This window comes from Chitinophaga sp. 22620, from assembly GCF_052044405.1.
Classification (GTDB): Bacteria; Bacteroidota; Bacteroidia; order Chitinophagales; family Chitinophagaceae; genus Chitinophaga.
In genome coordinates this window covers 731,414-747,469 of record NZ_JBQEMV010000001.1, presented here as the reverse complement: position 1 = coordinate 747,469, position 16,056 = coordinate 731,414, and the positions used below count along the sequence as shown (strand labels likewise).

Genomic DNA, 16,056 nt, shown 5'->3' with positions numbered 1-16,056 from the left:
ACCTGCCGGGCCAACAGCCCGGAACCATGCAGGATCTGAAGGGTGTTTGCAAAAACGGGTTATTGAATGTTGTACTCTTTGATCTTGTTGTAGAGGGTGGTAAGGCCGATCTGCATCACTTCCGCGGCTTTGGTCTTGTTGCCTTTTACGAGCTGAAGGATGCGGATGATGTGGCGCCGTTCCGCGTCGGCAAGGGTAAGGGCATCGTCTGCCGGGCCGTTCATCCTGAAGTCCAGCGGGAGGGCTGAAACATCCAGCTCCGGCGTGTCCGAAAGAATAACGGCCCTTTCTATCACGTTCCGCAGCTCGCGGATATTACCTTTCCAGCTGTGCTCGCGGAGGGCTTTGCTGAAGGCTTCCGTCATCCCCGAGATCTTCCGGCTGTTCTTCGGCGCCAGCTGTTGGATGAAATATTGGGCGAGAAGGGGAATGTCTTTCCTGCGTTCGTTCAGGGAAGGCAGCTTTATCTGGAAAGCGGAAAGGCGGTAATAAAGGTCGGCCCTGAAGTGCCCTTCAGCGATCTCTTTCTCCAGCTCGCGGTTGGTGGCGGCAATGATGCGGATATTCACTTTAATGGGTTTGGAATCGCCCAATTTGTAGAATTCACGCGTCTCCAGCACGCGCAGCAGCTTGGCTTGCAGCTCTATGGCCATTTCGCCGATCTCGTCCAGGAAGATGGTGCCGTTGTGGGCTTCTTCGAGAAACCCTTTTTTATCTTTTATAGCGCTGGTAAAAGCACCGGCTTTGTGGCCGAAGAGCTCGCTTTCAAGTATTTCCCTGCCGAAGGCGCTGCAATTCACGGCTACAAAGGGTTGCGAGCCGCGCTCGCTGGCGCGGTGAATAGCCTGTGCAAATACTTCCTTGCCCGAACCGGTTTCACCCAGCAGCAGCACGGTCACGTCTGTGCCGGCCACCTTGCGGGCAAGGGCGATGGCTTCTTTTATTTCGGCGGATTCGCCGATGATGTTCTCAAAATCATGTTTGCCGCCGATCCTGTCTTCCAGCGCGCGAACGCGGAATTGCAGCCGCGCTTTGTCCATGGCTTTACTTACCAGCGGCAGGATGCGATGATTGTCGTCGCCCTTGGTGATATAATCAAAAGCCCCGTTCTTGATGGCCTGTACGCCGTCTTCGATATTCCCGAAAGCGGTGAGCACGATGATCTCCACATCCGGGTACTTTTGTTTGAGGGATTGGGTCAGCTCCACGCCGTTGCCGTCAGGGAGTTTCACATCTGATAATACCACATGCGCCTCTTCCCGCTCCAGCAGCTTCAGCGCGGCCTTTACGGAACCCGCTTCCAGGATGGTGTAACCTTCCAGCGCCAGCAGCCTGCCCAGCAGCTTGCGGAGCTGTTCTTCATCGTCTATGATCAGTATCGTGCCTTTTGACATGGAAGCAAATGTACTCAGTAATCCACATTAAACGAAAAACCGGGGCAGCCATTCGGCAAACCCCGGTCTGTTCTATATTGATCCGTTTATCCGTTATCTCGCGTCGGTGGTCTTCTGGTTACGCTTCACCGTTACCGCGCCGAGCAATGCGCCCAACCCGCCCAGTACGGCGTTGGTCACGAATACGTTGGTGAGTGTAAATATCCAGTAGCCCTGGCGTTTATATTCGCTGTATTCGCTCATGCGGTTGCCTTCTGAAGGTATGTCGCCCACCGATGAGCCGGCAGGTTCGGTAGCCAGCTGGAATAATATATTGGCGGTGGCTACCATCACGACGGCCACAAAAGCCGCCAGCAGGCCGGAAAGAAAAAGCCGCCCAAGCGAAACCTTGCCGCCGTAGGCTTTGTTGGCATGCATTACAGCAACCATAACCCCGATAAAGATCAGCGTGTTCACAAAATAACCCGTCCATAAGTCAGACATCCAATGAGTGACGTAAAAGAACAGGGTGAATAAAATGCTGATCAATCCTATCAGTATACCATATATCCACGGCAGTTTTCGCGGCGATTGCATTGCTTGTTGCATATTCTTCGGATTTAGTTAATAACAGTCGTTATCACCCCTTAGTCCTTTTTAACCAAGCCAAGAAACGTGCCTATTGTTCTACTGTTTTGAGAATTGTTTTGATATCGTTTTTCTCCTTCAGGATGTTTTCCCACAGGTCTCCGCGCCTTTCCAGGCGTTTGAGCGTATTGCCGATATGGTAATCTTTTACATTGAGCTTTGCGTTCACCTCCTTCCACTCCAGCGGCGTGGCCACGGGCGCGCCGGGCTGCGGCCTGGCGGAATAAGGCGAAGCGATCGTTTGCCCACGGCTGTTTTGCAGGAAGTCGATATACACTTTATTTTTTCTTTTTGCTTTCGCGCGAACGATGCTGGTGGTTTCCGGCAGCCGGGCATGCGCTTCCTGTGCAATATACTCCGCAAACAGGCGGCAGGTTTCGTAAGGGTATTTTGCGCCGGTGGGAATATAAATGTGCAATCCTGTAGCGCCGGATGTTTTGCAGTAGGAAACAATATCGTGCTGCTCCAGTATTTTCCGGATGGTTTGCGCCGTTTCCACCACATGCGTAAAAGCAATGGCTTCCGGGTCCAGGTCCAGTATCACGTAATCGGGGTGCTCCGGCTTTTTGATGCGCGACAGCCAGGGATTGATCTCAATGCAGCCGAGGTTCACCATGTAAGCCAGCGTAGCTTCGTTGTTGCATACCAGGTAGTCGATCATTTTATTGGTGGATTCGGAATGCACCTGCGTGGTCTGTACCCAGTCGGGCGCCTGCTCCAGGTCCAGGTCTTTCTGGTAAAAGCTCTGGCCGGTAATGCCGTTGGGGAAGCGGTGCAGCGACAGTGCGCGGTCTTTCAGATGCGGCAGGATGTAGTCCGCAACGGAGAGATAATAATCGATCAGCTGGCCTTTGGTGATCTTTTCTTTGGGCCAGTAGAATTTCTGTTGATTGGTGAGCTGCACCTCGTGCCTGTTGAGCTGCAGCACGCGGTCTTTCGCCACTTCGGCGGGTTCCTGCATGTTTGTTTTAGACTTTTCCATAGCGGCTGTTTTAGCGGGGGCAGATCTTACGCCGGCCCCGGTGATATGTTTCGCCACTTCGCGTTTCACGGAAGCGGCCGGTTTGTCTTCTCTCAGCGCGACAAAAACGGGTTGCCGCAGATGCCCTCCCTGCGTCCATTCGGAGAATTTCACCTCGCATACCAGCACAGGATCCATCCAGGTAATGGGCATATTCGTTTTTATTTTTTCGTCGAAAGGCGAACTGTTGCGGCGGAATTCCTGGAATTTGCCGAACAGGTCTTTCAGGTTTGCATCGTTGAAACCGCCGCCGCAAAGGCCAATGTACCGCAGTTTTTTTCCTTCATATACGCCCAGCAACAATGCGCCTATGTTCTTGCGGCTTCCGCGGGGTGCGGTGTACCCGCATATCACGGCTTCCTGCCGGTTCAGCACTTTTATCTTCAGCCAGTTGAGCGACCGCACGCCACCGGCATAATTGCTTTCGCCGTTCTTGGCAATGATGCCTTCCCAGCCGGTCTTCGCCGCTTTTTCGAACAATTGCAGGCCCTTGTTCTCCACATGCCCGGAATACTGCACCCTCGGATCATCCAATTGTTTCACGACCTGCTCCAACAATATTTTACGCTCCAAAAGCGGCAGATCATCCAGTTCATGGCCATCCAGGTGCAAGAGGTCAAAGACCTGGTAAACGAGCTTCCCTTTGCCGGTGGAACGGTAGTTCTGCAATGCCTGGAAATCCGATCTTTTATTGGCGCCAAGCACAACGATCTCTCCGTCCAGCACTACATTGTGAGGAATATTCTCTACAGCTTCAACAACAGGCGCGTACGCTTCGTTGAAAGACAGTTTGTTACGGGAATAGATCTCTGCTTTCCCGTTCTTAACCGCAGCGATGGCGCGGTAGCCGTCCCATTTTGTTTCAAATATCCAGCCTTCACGGTCGAAAGGCGCATCCACCAGGGTGGTGAGCATCGGGCTGTAAAATGCTTTCATGGCCGATTTGCGCTCAGTCTCCTTTTTTGCCGCCGGTTTTGTTTTCGCCGTGGAAGCGCTTTTTTTCGCGCGGGGAGCGCCTTTCTTTGCGGTAGCTGTTTTTTTGACGCTTGTTTTCTTCGTTGCCGCGGCCTTGGCCGGGGCCTTTCTTTTGGTTTCTGCGGTCTTGTTGTTGGAAGGGCCTTTCAGCTTCTCAATGATCCGCTTCGGCGTATGCTCTTCGCTGTCGTAAGGTTCGTTCACAGCGTAGCGGTCGCGGTGCTTGATCATCAGCCAGGCGTTTTCTTCGCGGCCTTTCATTTTCACCAGGGCAAATTCGCCTTTCAGCTTTTTGCCTTTCAGCACTACTTTCAGGTTTCCGGATTTCCATTCCTTCAACGCCTCCGCGTCGAACGATTTGCCGTTTTGTTCCAGCAATTCGTAAGTGCCTTTGTCCCATACGTACACGTAACCGGCGCCATAATTTCCCGGCGGGATCTCGCCTTCAAAATCTTTGTAATCGTAAGGATGGTCTTCCACTTCCATGGCCAGCCGCTTATCTTCCGGGTTCAGGCTCGGGCCTTTCGGCACGGCCCAGCTTTTCAGCACGCCGTCCATTTCCAGCCGCACATCATAATGCAGGCGCGTGGCATGGTGCCGCTGTATCACGAAAATGTGCTCCTTGCCTTTCGCGGCCTTGCCGGACTTTGGCTCGGAGGTCTGTTTGAAGTCCCTCTTCTCGTTATATTTCTGCAGGCTCATGATGCTCGTTTTTTACTGCCGGAACCCAGGCTGGCTTTCAGCTGGTCAAACAGGTCGGTGCTCTTCGTGGTCACCACTTTCATCTTCTTCACCTTGGCGCGTTTGCCGCTGGCTTTGGCTTTAATGATGCGCAACAGTTCTTTCCGGTATTCGTCTTTATACTGCGCTATGTCGAAGGGTTCTGAGTATTGCTGTACCAGCTTCACGGCCATATCCAGTTCTTTTTTGGGAATGGTGGTTTTGCCGGGAAGGGAAATGTCCCCCGGCTCGCGCACTTCTTCCGCGAAGCGGAGGCGGTGCAGCATCAGGTAATTGTCTTTGGCGCGTACAATGGCCAGGTGCTCCTGCGAGCGCAGCACGAAGAGCGCCACGCCCACCTTGCCGGTCTTTTCCAGCGTGGCCCGCAGCAGCTCGTAAGCCTTGGCCCCGCTTTTATCGGGTGCAATGAAGTATGGCGACTCGAAATACACGGCGTCTATTTCGTTGGTGGCGGTGAAGGTGGTGATCTCTATGACCTTGCTTTTCTTGGGACTGGCGTCCTCAAAATCATCATCGTCCAATACCACGTATTCGTCGTTGAGGTTATATGCCTTCACGATATTTTCCCAGGCCACTTCCTTACCGGTCTTTTCATTGACCCTTTGGAAGCGGATGCGGGAATGGTCTTTTTTATCCAGCATATCGAGGTCCAGGCGGCTTTCCTGGACGGCGCTGTACAGTTTCACCGGGATGTTCACCAGCCCGAAACCTATGCTGCCTGTCCATATTGATCTCATGGAAGATGGTTTACCCTTTCTACAACAATGATTATACCACGGGGAATAAAAAAATAGGCCGCCCCGGGAACGGAACGGCCGTGTTTTCTTTAATATGCATAACTATTGGGGGGAATACATTCTTTTGAGTAAATATGGTGTTAATAATTTCTGAAAATATCCAGCCAACAATCAGGCCAGATTCTATGGCATAGCTTTTGGCATTTCAACAGTAAACAAACCCGATAATTATGGAAACACCCACACCAAATAAACCCGGCGAAATGACGACCCTTTCACAGATCATGGCAAAGCTCCATTCAAAGGGTTACGACAATGAATTTAAAGTAAGCGATCACGGCAGAATGCAATCTCCTGACGGAGATCAGATCTATAACCCGGAAGATCTCAAGATCATCAAGACCTACCGTTTCGAGGGAGAATCAGACCCATCGGATAACTCCGTATTGTACCTCCTGGAAGACCAGGAAGGCCACAAAGGCTATGTACTGGATGCTTATGGCATGTATTCCTCGCACGACGAAGCAGGCTTCGATGAATTCCTTAAGAAGATACCTGTTGAAGACAGGGAAGAGCAGGTTATCTTCGGCGGACTGTGATGAATGAGGGTATAAAAAGAATAGAGACGCACTTTTACGGCCGTCTCTATTTTTTTTGTGCATTGTCCTTCAGGATACGCAACAGTAGCTTTTCATCCACATCTTTCTGGAGGTATTTCCCCAATTTTTCTTCTTCGTAAAGGGTGAGCAGGCAGGGATGAACGTAGTATTTTTTACACACTGCGCGGGTATTCCCCAGTTTCGCCGCCACATGATCGATCACTTCCACCAGCTGCCGCTTGCATGCCGCCTGCGATTCGAAGGGGCCGCAGGCCGCCAGCAGGTGAAGCGCTTCGAGGGTGCCGGCCCAGGTGCGCAGGTCCTTGCAGGTGAATTCTTCGTTCGTGATGTTCTTCAGGTAATCGTTCAGCTCGCCTGAATCGAGGCTTTTGACTTCGCCGTTTTCATAGTACTGGAACAGTTCCTGGCCGGGAATGTCGCGTACTTTTTTCAGCAGCCTTGCCAGCGATGCATGCCGCAGGGAGATCTTCTGCTCCACGCCTTTTTTTCCTTTGAACCGGAAAAAGGCTTCATTGCCGTTTATTTTCACATGATGATTGTGCAGGGTAGTGAGACCGTAGGAGTGATACTTTTTTTCGTATTCCGCATTGCCCACGCGCATGAGCGTTTCTTCCATAATGCGCAGGGCGATGGCGCACACGCGTAATTTATCCAGCTGTTTCCTGCGAAGGTCTTTTTTGATCTGCGCCCGGATGCGCGGCAGCATTTTACCGAACTGGAGCAGGCGGTTGTATTTGGTCTGGTTGCGCATGGCCGCCCAGCGGGTGTGGTAGCGGTATTGCCTGCGGCCCAGCGCGTCCGTGCCGGTGGCCTGCAGGTGGCCGTTGGCGTAGGGGCATATCCATACGTCTTCCCAGGCGGGCGGCAATACCAGTTTTCGGATACGGTCCAGCGTTTCTTCGTCGGTGATCTTTTTGCCCGAGGTGTCCAGGTAATAAAAGCCGTCGCCGCTGCGAACGCGGGCGTAACCGGGCCTGCCCGGCGAAACGTAGCGCAGGTGCGCTGCCTGGGCCATGGCAGCGGGATCGTTAGCCGTTAACAATTTCTCCTCCATTGGGGTGCAGTATTTGGCCGGTGATGTACGCCGCATCGTCTGATGCCAGGAAAACATAGCTGGTAGCCACTTCCACGGGCTGGCCGGCTCGTTTCAGCGGCACGTCGCTGCCAAATTCGGCCACGTGAGAAGCGGGGAACGTAGCGGGAATAAGCGGGGTCCAGATGGGGCCGGGCGCAACGCCGTTCACCCTGATGCCTTTATCGGCCAGCAAGGAGGAAAGGGAACGGGTGAAGGACACGATGGCGCCTTTGGTGGCGGAATAGTCCACCAGGTGGCCGCTGCCGCGGTAGGCGGTAACAGACGTGGTGTTGATGATGCAGCTGCCTTTCCGCATATGCGGCAGGGCAAACCGCACCAGGTAAAAATGCGCGAAGATGTTCACGGAAAAAGTGCGGAGCAGCTGCTCCGCGGTGATATCTGTAAACTTTTTCTGCGGGAACTGGACGGCGGCGTTGTTCACCAGCACATCCACCCTGCCGAAGCGGTCCACCGTTTTTTTGATGATCCTTTCGCAGTGTTTTTCCCTGCTCACATCTCCCGCCACCAGCAATACATCCCGCCCCAGGGCCTTCACCCGGGCGGCGGTGTCTTCGGCATCCTGGTCTTCGTCGTAATACGCGATCACGATATGCGCGCCTTCGGCGGCAAAGGCCAGGGCCACGGCGCGGCCGATGCCGCTGTCGCCCCCGGTGATCACCGCGATCCTGTCCTGCAATTTCCCGCCTGCGGGTTTGATCTCCTTTTCCGCTACCGGCAGGGGTTGCATCTTCGCTTCTATGCCGGGCTGGCGGTTCTGGTGCTGTGGCGGGCGTATATCTTTTTTCTTGTTCGATTTCTGCATAGTTCCTTTATTAAATGAAAAGAGGCTGGAACGTGTTACCGTTATCAGCCTCTTTCCTGGCAAGGGCGGTTATTCCGCCATTGCTTCTTCGTTCACGGAAGATTCAGCGATCTGCGTGAGCAAAGAGTCTGTTTCCTTTTCCTCGGTCAGCGTCTGCTCGAGGATAGCGGCGGCTTCGGTGTGCCCCATCCTGTTGGCCAGGGTGCGAAGGCTGCCGTATGCGGCGATCTCGTAATGTTCCACCTTCTGGGCGGCGATGATGAGGCCCGCGTCCAGCACGGATGATTCCTCTTCTTCGCTGATCAGTTCCTGCGCTTCGGCCACGAGGCCTTCCATGGCGTCGCATTTTTTGGCAACGGGCCGCGTGCCCATCATTTCAAATATTTCCTCTACCCTGGACACATGTTCTTTCGTTGCGGCCAGGTGATCGGCGAACGCATCCACCAATTCTGCGCTGGTAGCTGCTTTCTGCATTTTAGGCAATGCTTTTACCAGGTGTTTCTCTGCCCAGTAAATGTCTTTCAGCTCATCCATGAAAAGCTGGTGGAATTTTGAATTGGGCATATCCCCGTTCTTCCCGTTGCTTTTCTGTGTGCTGCTTTTACGGGCGGGAGTTGTACTTTTTGTGCTGCGCGTGGTGGCGCTTTTTTTTGTTCCGTTGCGGGAACCTGTGGATTTAGTTGCCATAACATTGAGAAGATTATCTGGTGAATAATTGCATTTATTGACTACTTGTTGGGAAAAGGAAAACGGTCGCGGGAATCTACCAGGCTGCTCTCCTCTTTTTTTGCTTTCCCTTCCTGGTCTGCTGCGTCTTTGCCTACAATGTCCGGGGATTTTTCCTCCACGTCCGTATTTTCTTCGTTTTCAGGAATGTCCTGCTTCGGGCTTTTGTCAGGGCCTTTGTCCGGTATTTGGGGCTTGGGCTCGGCCTCTGGCTCAGACTGCGGGTCGCTGGGCTTGCGCTCTATTTCGCGTTTGGGCACTTCCTGGGGAATGTCGGGCCGTTGCCCGCCTTCTCCTTTATCGAGACCCGGCTTGGGCTGTCCGCCTCCCTGGCCATGGCTTCCCTGGTCACGTTCCCGTTCCTGGTTCCCTTCCCTACCCGGGGGTTGCTGGCTGTTTTGCCCAACCTGGCCCGGTTTGGCCTGGGTGTCCTGATTGGCTTGGCTCTTCATAACTCACAGTTTTAAGGTGTAAAAAAATCGTTGATGCAACACAGCGAAAGTCTCTGTCGTTTCATCTATATCATCCAAACAACATTCCAATACAGGGCATATGTTTTGCTGATAAACGAGCAACAACTGTATAAGCGGCTACACGGATACGTTCCACCTGCTGTTATTTCCGCCGTTTGCACGGCTTTTTGTAAATTCACCGTATTTAATTTCCGGAGGGGGAAATTGTTTGTAGAATTAGGTTTTCATTCTGTAGAAAATCCTTCACATGAATTGAGGGGGCTATAAAACATTCGAATCCATGCACATCAGCGTACATAAGAAGATCAGGATCGGCTTTTTTATCGCATTTACCATCATCGTCATCGCTTCGGTAATCTCGTATGCGATTGCCCGCAACCTGATGCATAATGCAGACAGGCTGAGCCACGCAGTGGAAGTGTCCAAGCGGCTGGATGCCATTACCCGCCAGCTGAAAGACGCGGAAGCGGCCATCCGCGGCTATAACCTTACCCGCGAACCCGCTTTCCTGAACCCCAGCATGGAAGAACGCAGCGTGAAAATAGAATCGGAATACCGCAAGCTGCGCCGGATTATAGACGACACCCTGCAACAACGCAACCTGGATACGCTCAAACGCCTGCTGGACGTGAAATACCTCCAGCTCTCCGCCGGCCAGCAGCAAAGGGCCAACCGGACCACCATACAGGAAGCGGAGATATCTATGGAGCTCATTGATAAAAAAGTGGAACAGATGACCCTGATAGAACAGGCGCAGCTGAATGAAAAGACCCGCATGTTCCATTTTTTCTCCAGCCTTTCCATTCCGATCGTATTTATCATTTCGCTGATCGCCATTCTCATCGGCATATACTCCTACATCATCCTCACCCGGGAATTCCGGCTCCAGCTGCACATCGAGCGGCGCATGAAGAGCTACCAGCGGGAATTGCAGGAAAACATCGTCCTGCTCAACAAAAGCAATAAAGAACTGGAACAGTTCGCCTACGTGGCCTCACACGACCTGCAGGAGCCGCTGCGCAAGATCTCCACGTTCTCGGACCGGCTGATGATGAAACACCGGGGCGAGCTGACAGATGATGCAAGCCAGCTGATAGACCGGATGGTGGCGGCTGTGGGCCGCATGCGGGTGCTCATCAACGACCTGCTCATTTTTTCCCGTGCCGGCCGCATCACACCGGAAAGCCTGGTGCCGATAGACCTCAACGCCATCTTGCAGGACGTGATCGGCGACCTGGAACTGGCCCTCCAGGAAAAGAACGGCACCGTACTGTTCGACCAGCTGCCCGTGATCGAAGGCAGCGACACCGGTTTCCACCAGCTGTTCCAGAACCTGCTGTCCAACTCCATCAAGTTCGCGCACCCCGAAAGGGCGCTGGAGGTCCGCATCAGGCGGGAACTGCTCACCGGCAAGGAAGCCGGCGTGGCCAGCGAACAGAAGTGGGACGATACCTATTGCCGCATTTCCATCCAGGACAACGGCATCGGGTTCGACCAGATGTATGCGGACAGGATATTCCTCATTTTCCAGCGCCTGCACGGCGTCAGCGAATATAAAGGCACGGGCATCGGGCTGGCCATCTGTAAAAAGATCGTGGACTCCCATAACGGTAATATCACTGCCTTTGGCACGGCCGGCGTGGGCTCCACCTTCGTGATCGTGCTGCCTGTGAAACAAACCCGCGAGCAGTGAAACGTTTTGCATGTTTATTGCACTAACAAACTTAACTATTGGGAAAACCATGAAAAATACCAGGAAAAGAATACTGATGGTAGATGATGACGAAGATGATTTCTTCCTCGTGAATACCCTGCTGCAGGACGTAACCGACGACCAATATGTCATAGACTGGGCCCCCACCTACGACAAGGCGATCGAAGCCATCGAGAGGAAGGAACACGAGCTGTACCTTGTAGACTACCGCCTGGGGCGCTACACCGGTCTCGACATCCTCCGGCATTTCCAGGAAATAGGCTATGAGGCCCCCGTGATCATGCTTACCGGTAAAGGCGATTACGCCATAGATAATGAAGCGATGATGGCGGGCGCATCCGACTACCTCGTAAAGGGCGAGATCACAGGCCCCGAGCTGGAACGCGCCATCCGTTACGGCATCATGGAGTTCAAGCACCTGCGTACCATCGCGGAAAATGAGCGCAAGTATTTCGGCGTCTTCGAAAAAAGCCACGACCTGATCATCCTGGCCGATTGTCATAAGAACATCATCGAGGTGAACCCCATCGCGCTGCGAAAAATGAAATACAGCCGCGATGAATTCCTGAGCATGAACCTCAAAGACCTGTTCGTGCACGAAGCCGAGGCCCTGCAGTTCCTGCTGGACATCTGCGAGGACGACGCCATTGTACAGAAAGAATTTTCCTTTAAAAATAAAGACGGGCAGACGCTGGACGTGCTGGTAAACGCCAATAAGCTGGACGAGCAGCTGGGCACTTTCCTTTGCGTGGCGGAAGATATCACCGACAAGAAGAGGGAAGAGCTGGATAAACGGCAGCAGGAAAAATTCGTCATCTCCGGCCGCATTGCCCGCGTAATAGCCCACGAGGTGCGCAACCCGCTCACCAATATCCTGCTGGCGGTAGGCCAGTTCAAGCAGGACGAGGCTCCCGACAACGACGACCGGCAGCTTTACCTGGACATCATAGAGCGCAACTGCACACGCATCAACCAGCTGGTGACCGAGTTGCTGCAATCCACCCGCATGATGGAACTGCATCTCCAGAAATACCATGTGAACACCCTCATGAAAAATGCGCTGGCCCTGGCGGAAGACCGGATCAGGCTGAACGACATACGGCTCAATGAATTTTACACCGAAGAAAACGTGACCGTGCAGGCCGATGACGAAAAGATGAATATTGCCTTGCTGAATATCCTGATCAACGCCGTGGAAGCCATGGTCCCGGGCGAAGGCATCCTTACGGTGAGCACCCATACCGAAAGAGACAAAGCCTACATCCGCATCCGCGACAACGGCGCTGGCATCCCGGAGGAGAACAAAGCCCGTCTTTTTGACCCATTCTTCACTTCCAAAACCAAGGGAACCGGCCTTGGGCTTACTTCTACACAGAATATCATCATCAATCACAAAGGCACTATCAACGTCGAAAGCGCTCCCGCCGAAGGAACGCTTTTCACGATCGTATTACCCAGGAACTAGAAAATTCACAAACAAAACGGGAAAAAGGATTCCTTGCAGTTTCCCTTTTCCCGTTCCTATGGATCGAATTTTTACCCTTGGTTCTTACACGGCCCGGCCGCGGATAATGTTGATCAGTATGGCAATGATCGCCAGTACGAGCAATGCGTGGATAAGCCCGCCTGCGGAGTAAACAAAGAATCCGAGTAACCATCCTATAATAAGGATCACCGCGATCAGATAAAGTAAATTACTCATGGCATATGATGTTTAGTTCATAATTACCAGTAGAAATATTATGCCAATCCTGAAACCCGTGCTGTTAATGCTGTAGCGGCTTTCGGCCCACCCGTTCTGTGGAAGCGCTTCCCCCATCAGTGGCGTTAACTGGTCATCGGAAGGCCTCAGCGTGGCAGTATCCGCATGGCTTCTTTTTTGGAGCAGATAGGTATCTATATCACTTAAAAAATTAACCATCATGGAAAATCATCAGAAAATCACGGCTGTGGTAGAAGACCTGGTCAAGATCAACAATGACCGCATTGAAGGTTACCAGAAAGCTGCGAAACAGACAGACGAAGCAGACCTGAAAGAACTTTTCGACACCATGATCGCAGATAGCAGACATTTTACCGTGGAACTGAACAAGTACCTGCGTAATATGGGCGAAGACAGGGAAAGGGATACCACGCTGGCGGGGAAGATCTACCGTACCTGGATGGACGTAAAGGTGTCTTTCGGGGGCGCAGACCGCCACGCCATCCTGGCCTCCTGCGAATATGGGGAAGATGCCGCCCAGAAATCATACCGCCAGGCCATGGAGCAGAGCTACCTGCCGGAAGACCTCCGGGCTATTATCCGCCAGCAGCAGAACAAACTAAAGGCCTCGCACGACCACATCCGGCATATGCGGGATGTGGAAGCAGTGAACAGGTAATAAAAAGAAGAGTCCCGGAAGTTTCCGGGACTTTCTTTTTTTTGAGCAAAAATCATTGTTGGTTTCGGGCCACTTTGCAGTGGGTAAAAATGGAGGATCAATCTATGACAAGAAGGTTGGGGCTAAATGAACCATGGAGCGTGCCGGGCAACAAAGAACGGATATATCATAAAAACTGTCCCACACCCTATGGTGCAGGACAGTTTGGCAAGCTTTCAGGTTGTAAATATGTTTTGCTTGTGCATTGAACAGTAGTTATCCTGGTTTTGGATACCTGTTGTAATGCTGCTTAACATTTTATAACCATATAAAGCAGCCAATAACTAAAACAACAGCTATGATAAAAGTATAACCGAAAACGGTTATAGCTCGTTGATTAGTTTTTCAACTTCTTCTTTGGACTTACCCAGCTTCGTCTGGAGCTTACCGTAGAGCTCGTCTTCCTTACCCTCGGTGTACATGAGATCATCGTCCGTCAGGTCAGCATATTTCTGTTTCAGCTTTCCTTTGATCTCGTTCCAGGCTCCTTTTAATTGTAGTGAATCCATAACGATAGTATTTATTAAAGAATGTGCAATTTGCATACCACCGTGCCAGGTGCGCAGTTTACGGGGATTTTGTTTGTATTTTATCGCAAAATGGGGAAACAGCAGGAGGAGAACCTGGGGAAATTATTCCCCAATAACTGCTGTTTGAACAGCTAAATTATCCCGGCAGAATGTTTGCAAGGGTATATAATTATAATTAAAGTAGATTTCAACGAATTATTCCAAAACCGGTCAATGAGTGATGAATCCAGGAAAAAATACATGTAGTGGCTCCAGCCTGTCTTCCCGTGATTCCCGTAACCCCGGAAACCAGTTAAAACCCAACGCCATGGGAGATTTGATATTAATAATTGATGACGAGCCGGATATTTGCCAACTTTTGCAGTTAAGTCTGAGTAAACATGGATACAAGGTAAAATATGTGCATGGCCTGAAAGAAGGTATGCAATTCCTTGCCAGGCAGCAGCCTGACGTGCTTTTCCTGGATATTCATTTGCCCGACGGTTCCGGGCTGGATGCTTTGCCAGGCATCAAAACCAAATACCCGAATCTCCCCGTGATCACGATAAGCGCCTATGACAACGGGATGGAGAAACAAAGAGCACTAACAGCAGGAGCGGCCCGCTTTTTGCCGAAACCTTTTAATGTAGGGGAGTTGCAGGAAATCCTGTATGAGGTGACAAGTCAGCATGACTACCCGAATGCATAATTATTTGTAAATTTAGTATCCGTCCAATATTGATCTTATGAAGAGTATCCTCATTATTGATGATGAAATAAACATTTGTACCCTGCTCAGTAAGTTCCTGAGCAAGCATGGCTTTAAGACGGACAGCACTATGACCGGAGCACAGGCCCTCAAAATGATAAAAGAGGAGGCGTATGACCTGGTGCTTTGCGACTACCGCCTGAAAGATACCGACGGCGCCCAGTTGCTGAACGACATCCGGGCGCTCCGCCCGCAGACGGTCGTGATCATCATTACCGGTTATTCCGACGTAAGGATCGCAGTAGAAATGGTGAAGAGCGGCGCATACGACTACATTTCCAAACCGTTGTACCCGGACGAAATACTCGGCCTTGTCAATAAAGCGCTTTCCCAGCCTGCGCCTTCAGCGCTGGGAACGCCCATAGCGCCGCATGCCCATGAAGAAGGCCCCCTACAACCCGGCGAACATGGTAAAAACGGCCGCAGTAAATATGTGTACGGCGAAAGCGAGCCGTCCAAGGCACTTTTCCGGGAGCTGACGCTGGTAGCCCCCACGGATTACAGCGTGATCCTTTTCGGGGAAACCGGTACCGGTAAAGAATCTGTTGCCCATCTTATTCACGATCACAGCAGCCGCAGCAACCAGCCTTTTATTGCGATAGACTGCGGCAGCCTTTCGAAAGAACTGGCGGCCAGCGAATTGTTCGGGCACGAAAAAGGAGCTTTCACGGGCGCCATCAACACCAAAATAGGCGCTTTCGAACAGGCGCACGGCGGTACCATCTTCCTTGATGAAATTGCCAACCTCTCTTACGATATCCAGGTGGCCCTGCTGCGCGTGATCCAGGAAAAACAGATCCGCCGCGTGGGCAGCATGAAAGAAATAGCGGTAGACGTGCGCCTGATCGTGGCTTCCAACGAAAACCTGTTCGAAGCCGTGCAGAAAGGCAAGTTCCGCGAAGATCTTTTCCACCGTTTCAACGAATTCACCATCCATATTCCGCCACTGAGAGTGCGGAACGACGACCTGCCGCTGTTCGTGGATTCATTCCTCAGCCAGGTGAGCAAGGAGCTGAACAAACCCGAGCCGGTGATGACGGAGGAAGTATGGGAATGTTTCCGCCAGTACGACTGGCCGGGCAACATCCGCGAGCTGAAGAACGTGATCCGCCGCGCCAGCCTGCTCACGCCCTCGGGAAAAGAGATCACCATGGCCGCCCTGCCCCTGGAAATGAAAGCCGGCGGTTATTCCCGCCTGGGCGCCGCCGCAGCGGTTCCGGCAGGTGGTCTGGCAGAAGATACAGAATCCATGCCCGACCTGCCTATGCTGGACGAGAACGATCTTAAATCCGTTGCGCTCAAGGCAGAATACAACAAGATCATCAACGTGCTGAAAGCCGTAAAGTACAATAAAACCAAAGCAGCGCAGCTGCTGAACATAGACCGGAAAACCCTGTACAATAAGTTACGCCTGCTGAACATCAATTACTGA

The 16,056-nt window shown here is 52.1% G+C and carries 16 protein-coding genes; 6 read left to right on the top strand and 10 right to left on the bottom strand.

The genetic code is table 11. The features are described from left to right. Positions 1-59 precede the first annotated feature (59 nt). From ACTJIK_RS03275 to ku, 4 genes are all read right to left on the bottom strand, one after another. Positions 60-1,394 (bottom strand): sigma-54-dependent transcriptional regulator, encoded by a 1,335-nt coding sequence (locus tag ACTJIK_RS03275; protein ID WP_440644868.1) that lies wholly within the window; start codon positions 1,392-1,394, stop codon positions 60-62. Positions 1,395-1,487: 93 nt separating this feature from the next. Beyond that, entirely contained in the window at positions 1,488-1,982 is a 495-nt protein-coding gene (locus ACTJIK_RS03270) for a DUF4199 family protein (RefSeq protein WP_440644867.1), read from the bottom strand. Positions 1,983-2,052: 70 nt separating this feature from the next. After that, entirely contained in the window at positions 2,053-4,719 is a 2,667-nt protein-coding gene (ligD, locus tag ACTJIK_RS03265) for a DNA ligase D (RefSeq protein WP_440644866.1), read from the bottom strand. Continuing rightward, entirely contained in the window at positions 4,716-5,495 is a 780-nt protein-coding gene (gene ku / locus ACTJIK_RS03260; RefSeq protein WP_440644864.1) for a non-homologous end joining protein Ku, read from the bottom strand. Before ku ends, ligD begins: the two co-directional genes overlap by 4 nt. Before the next feature lie 230 nt (positions 5,496-5,725). Here ku and ACTJIK_RS03255 point away from each other — a divergent pair, with 230 nt between their 5' ends. Then, on the top strand, positions 5,726-6,094 hold the full coding sequence (locus tag ACTJIK_RS03255) for a hypothetical protein (RefSeq protein WP_440644863.1): 369 nt from the start codon (positions 5,726-5,728) through the stop codon (positions 6,092-6,094). A 46-nt stretch (positions 6,095-6,140) separates the two neighbouring features. On the opposite strand, the gene ACTJIK_RS03250 is transcribed toward ACTJIK_RS03255, so the two are convergent. The 4 genes from ACTJIK_RS03250 to ACTJIK_RS03235 form a co-directional block, all read right to left on the bottom strand. Continuing rightward, positions 6,141-7,169: a DNA topoisomerase IB gene (locus tag ACTJIK_RS03250; RefSeq protein ID WP_440644861.1), complete on the bottom strand. Its 1,029-nt coding sequence runs from the start codon at positions 7,167-7,169 to the stop codon at positions 6,141-6,143. Then, positions 7,144-8,013: a glucose 1-dehydrogenase gene (locus tag ACTJIK_RS03245; RefSeq protein WP_440644860.1), complete on the bottom strand. Its 870-nt coding sequence runs from the start codon at positions 8,011-8,013 to the stop codon at positions 7,144-7,146. Before ACTJIK_RS03245 ends, ACTJIK_RS03250 begins: the two co-directional genes overlap by 26 nt. Positions 8,014-8,082: 69 nt before the next feature. Continuing rightward, on the bottom strand, positions 8,083-8,700 hold the full coding sequence (locus tag ACTJIK_RS03240; RefSeq protein ID WP_440644859.1) for a YciE/YciF ferroxidase family protein: 618 nt from the start codon (positions 8,698-8,700) through the stop codon (positions 8,083-8,085). A 41-nt stretch (positions 8,701-8,741) separates the two neighbouring features. Then, on the bottom strand, positions 8,742-9,191 hold the full coding sequence (locus ACTJIK_RS03235; RefSeq protein ID WP_440644858.1) for a hypothetical protein: 450 nt from the start codon (positions 9,189-9,191) through the stop codon (positions 8,742-8,744). 301 nt (positions 9,192-9,492) lie between these two features. On the opposite strand from ACTJIK_RS03235, the gene ACTJIK_RS03230 reads away from it, so the two are divergent. After that, a complete protein-coding gene (locus tag ACTJIK_RS03230) occupies positions 9,493-10,905 on the top strand; it encodes a sensor histidine kinase (RefSeq protein ID WP_440644856.1) in 1,413 nt (470 codons plus the stop codon). Positions 10,906-10,954: 49 nt separating this feature from the next. After that, complete coding sequence (locus ACTJIK_RS03225; RefSeq protein ID WP_440644855.1) at positions 10,955-12,391, top strand: ATP-binding protein; 1,437 nt, start codon at positions 10,955-10,957, stop codon at positions 12,389-12,391. A gap of 84 nt (positions 12,392-12,475) precedes the next feature. Here the strand turns inward: ACTJIK_RS03225 and ACTJIK_RS03220 are convergent, their stop codons facing one another. Then, complete coding sequence (locus ACTJIK_RS03220; RefSeq protein ID WP_343304670.1) at positions 12,476-12,628, bottom strand: lmo0937 family membrane protein; 153 nt, start codon at positions 12,626-12,628, stop codon at positions 12,476-12,478. A 220-nt stretch (positions 12,629-12,848) separates the two neighbouring features. Between ACTJIK_RS03220 and ACTJIK_RS03215 the strand changes: the two genes are divergently transcribed. Further along, positions 12,849-13,307, top strand: coding sequence for a ferritin-like domain-containing protein (locus tag ACTJIK_RS03215; protein WP_440644854.1), 459 nt, complete (start codon positions 12,849-12,851; stop codon positions 13,305-13,307). A gap of 362 nt (positions 13,308-13,669) precedes the next feature. On the opposite strand, the gene ACTJIK_RS03210 is transcribed toward ACTJIK_RS03215, so the two are convergent. Beyond that, positions 13,670-13,855 (bottom strand): CsbD family protein, encoded by a 186-nt coding sequence (locus tag ACTJIK_RS03210; RefSeq protein ID WP_440644853.1) that lies wholly within the window; start codon positions 13,853-13,855, stop codon positions 13,670-13,672. 328 nt (positions 13,856-14,183) lie between these two features. On the opposite strand from ACTJIK_RS03210, the gene ACTJIK_RS03205 reads away from it, so the two are divergent. Then, complete coding sequence (locus ACTJIK_RS03205; RefSeq protein ID WP_440644852.1) at positions 14,184-14,564, top strand: response regulator; 381 nt, start codon at positions 14,184-14,186, stop codon at positions 14,562-14,564. Between the two features lie 37 nt (positions 14,565-14,601). Next, on the top strand, positions 14,602-16,056 hold the full coding sequence (locus ACTJIK_RS03200) for a sigma-54-dependent transcriptional regulator (RefSeq protein ID WP_440644851.1): 1,455 nt from the start codon (positions 14,602-14,604) through the stop codon (positions 16,054-16,056).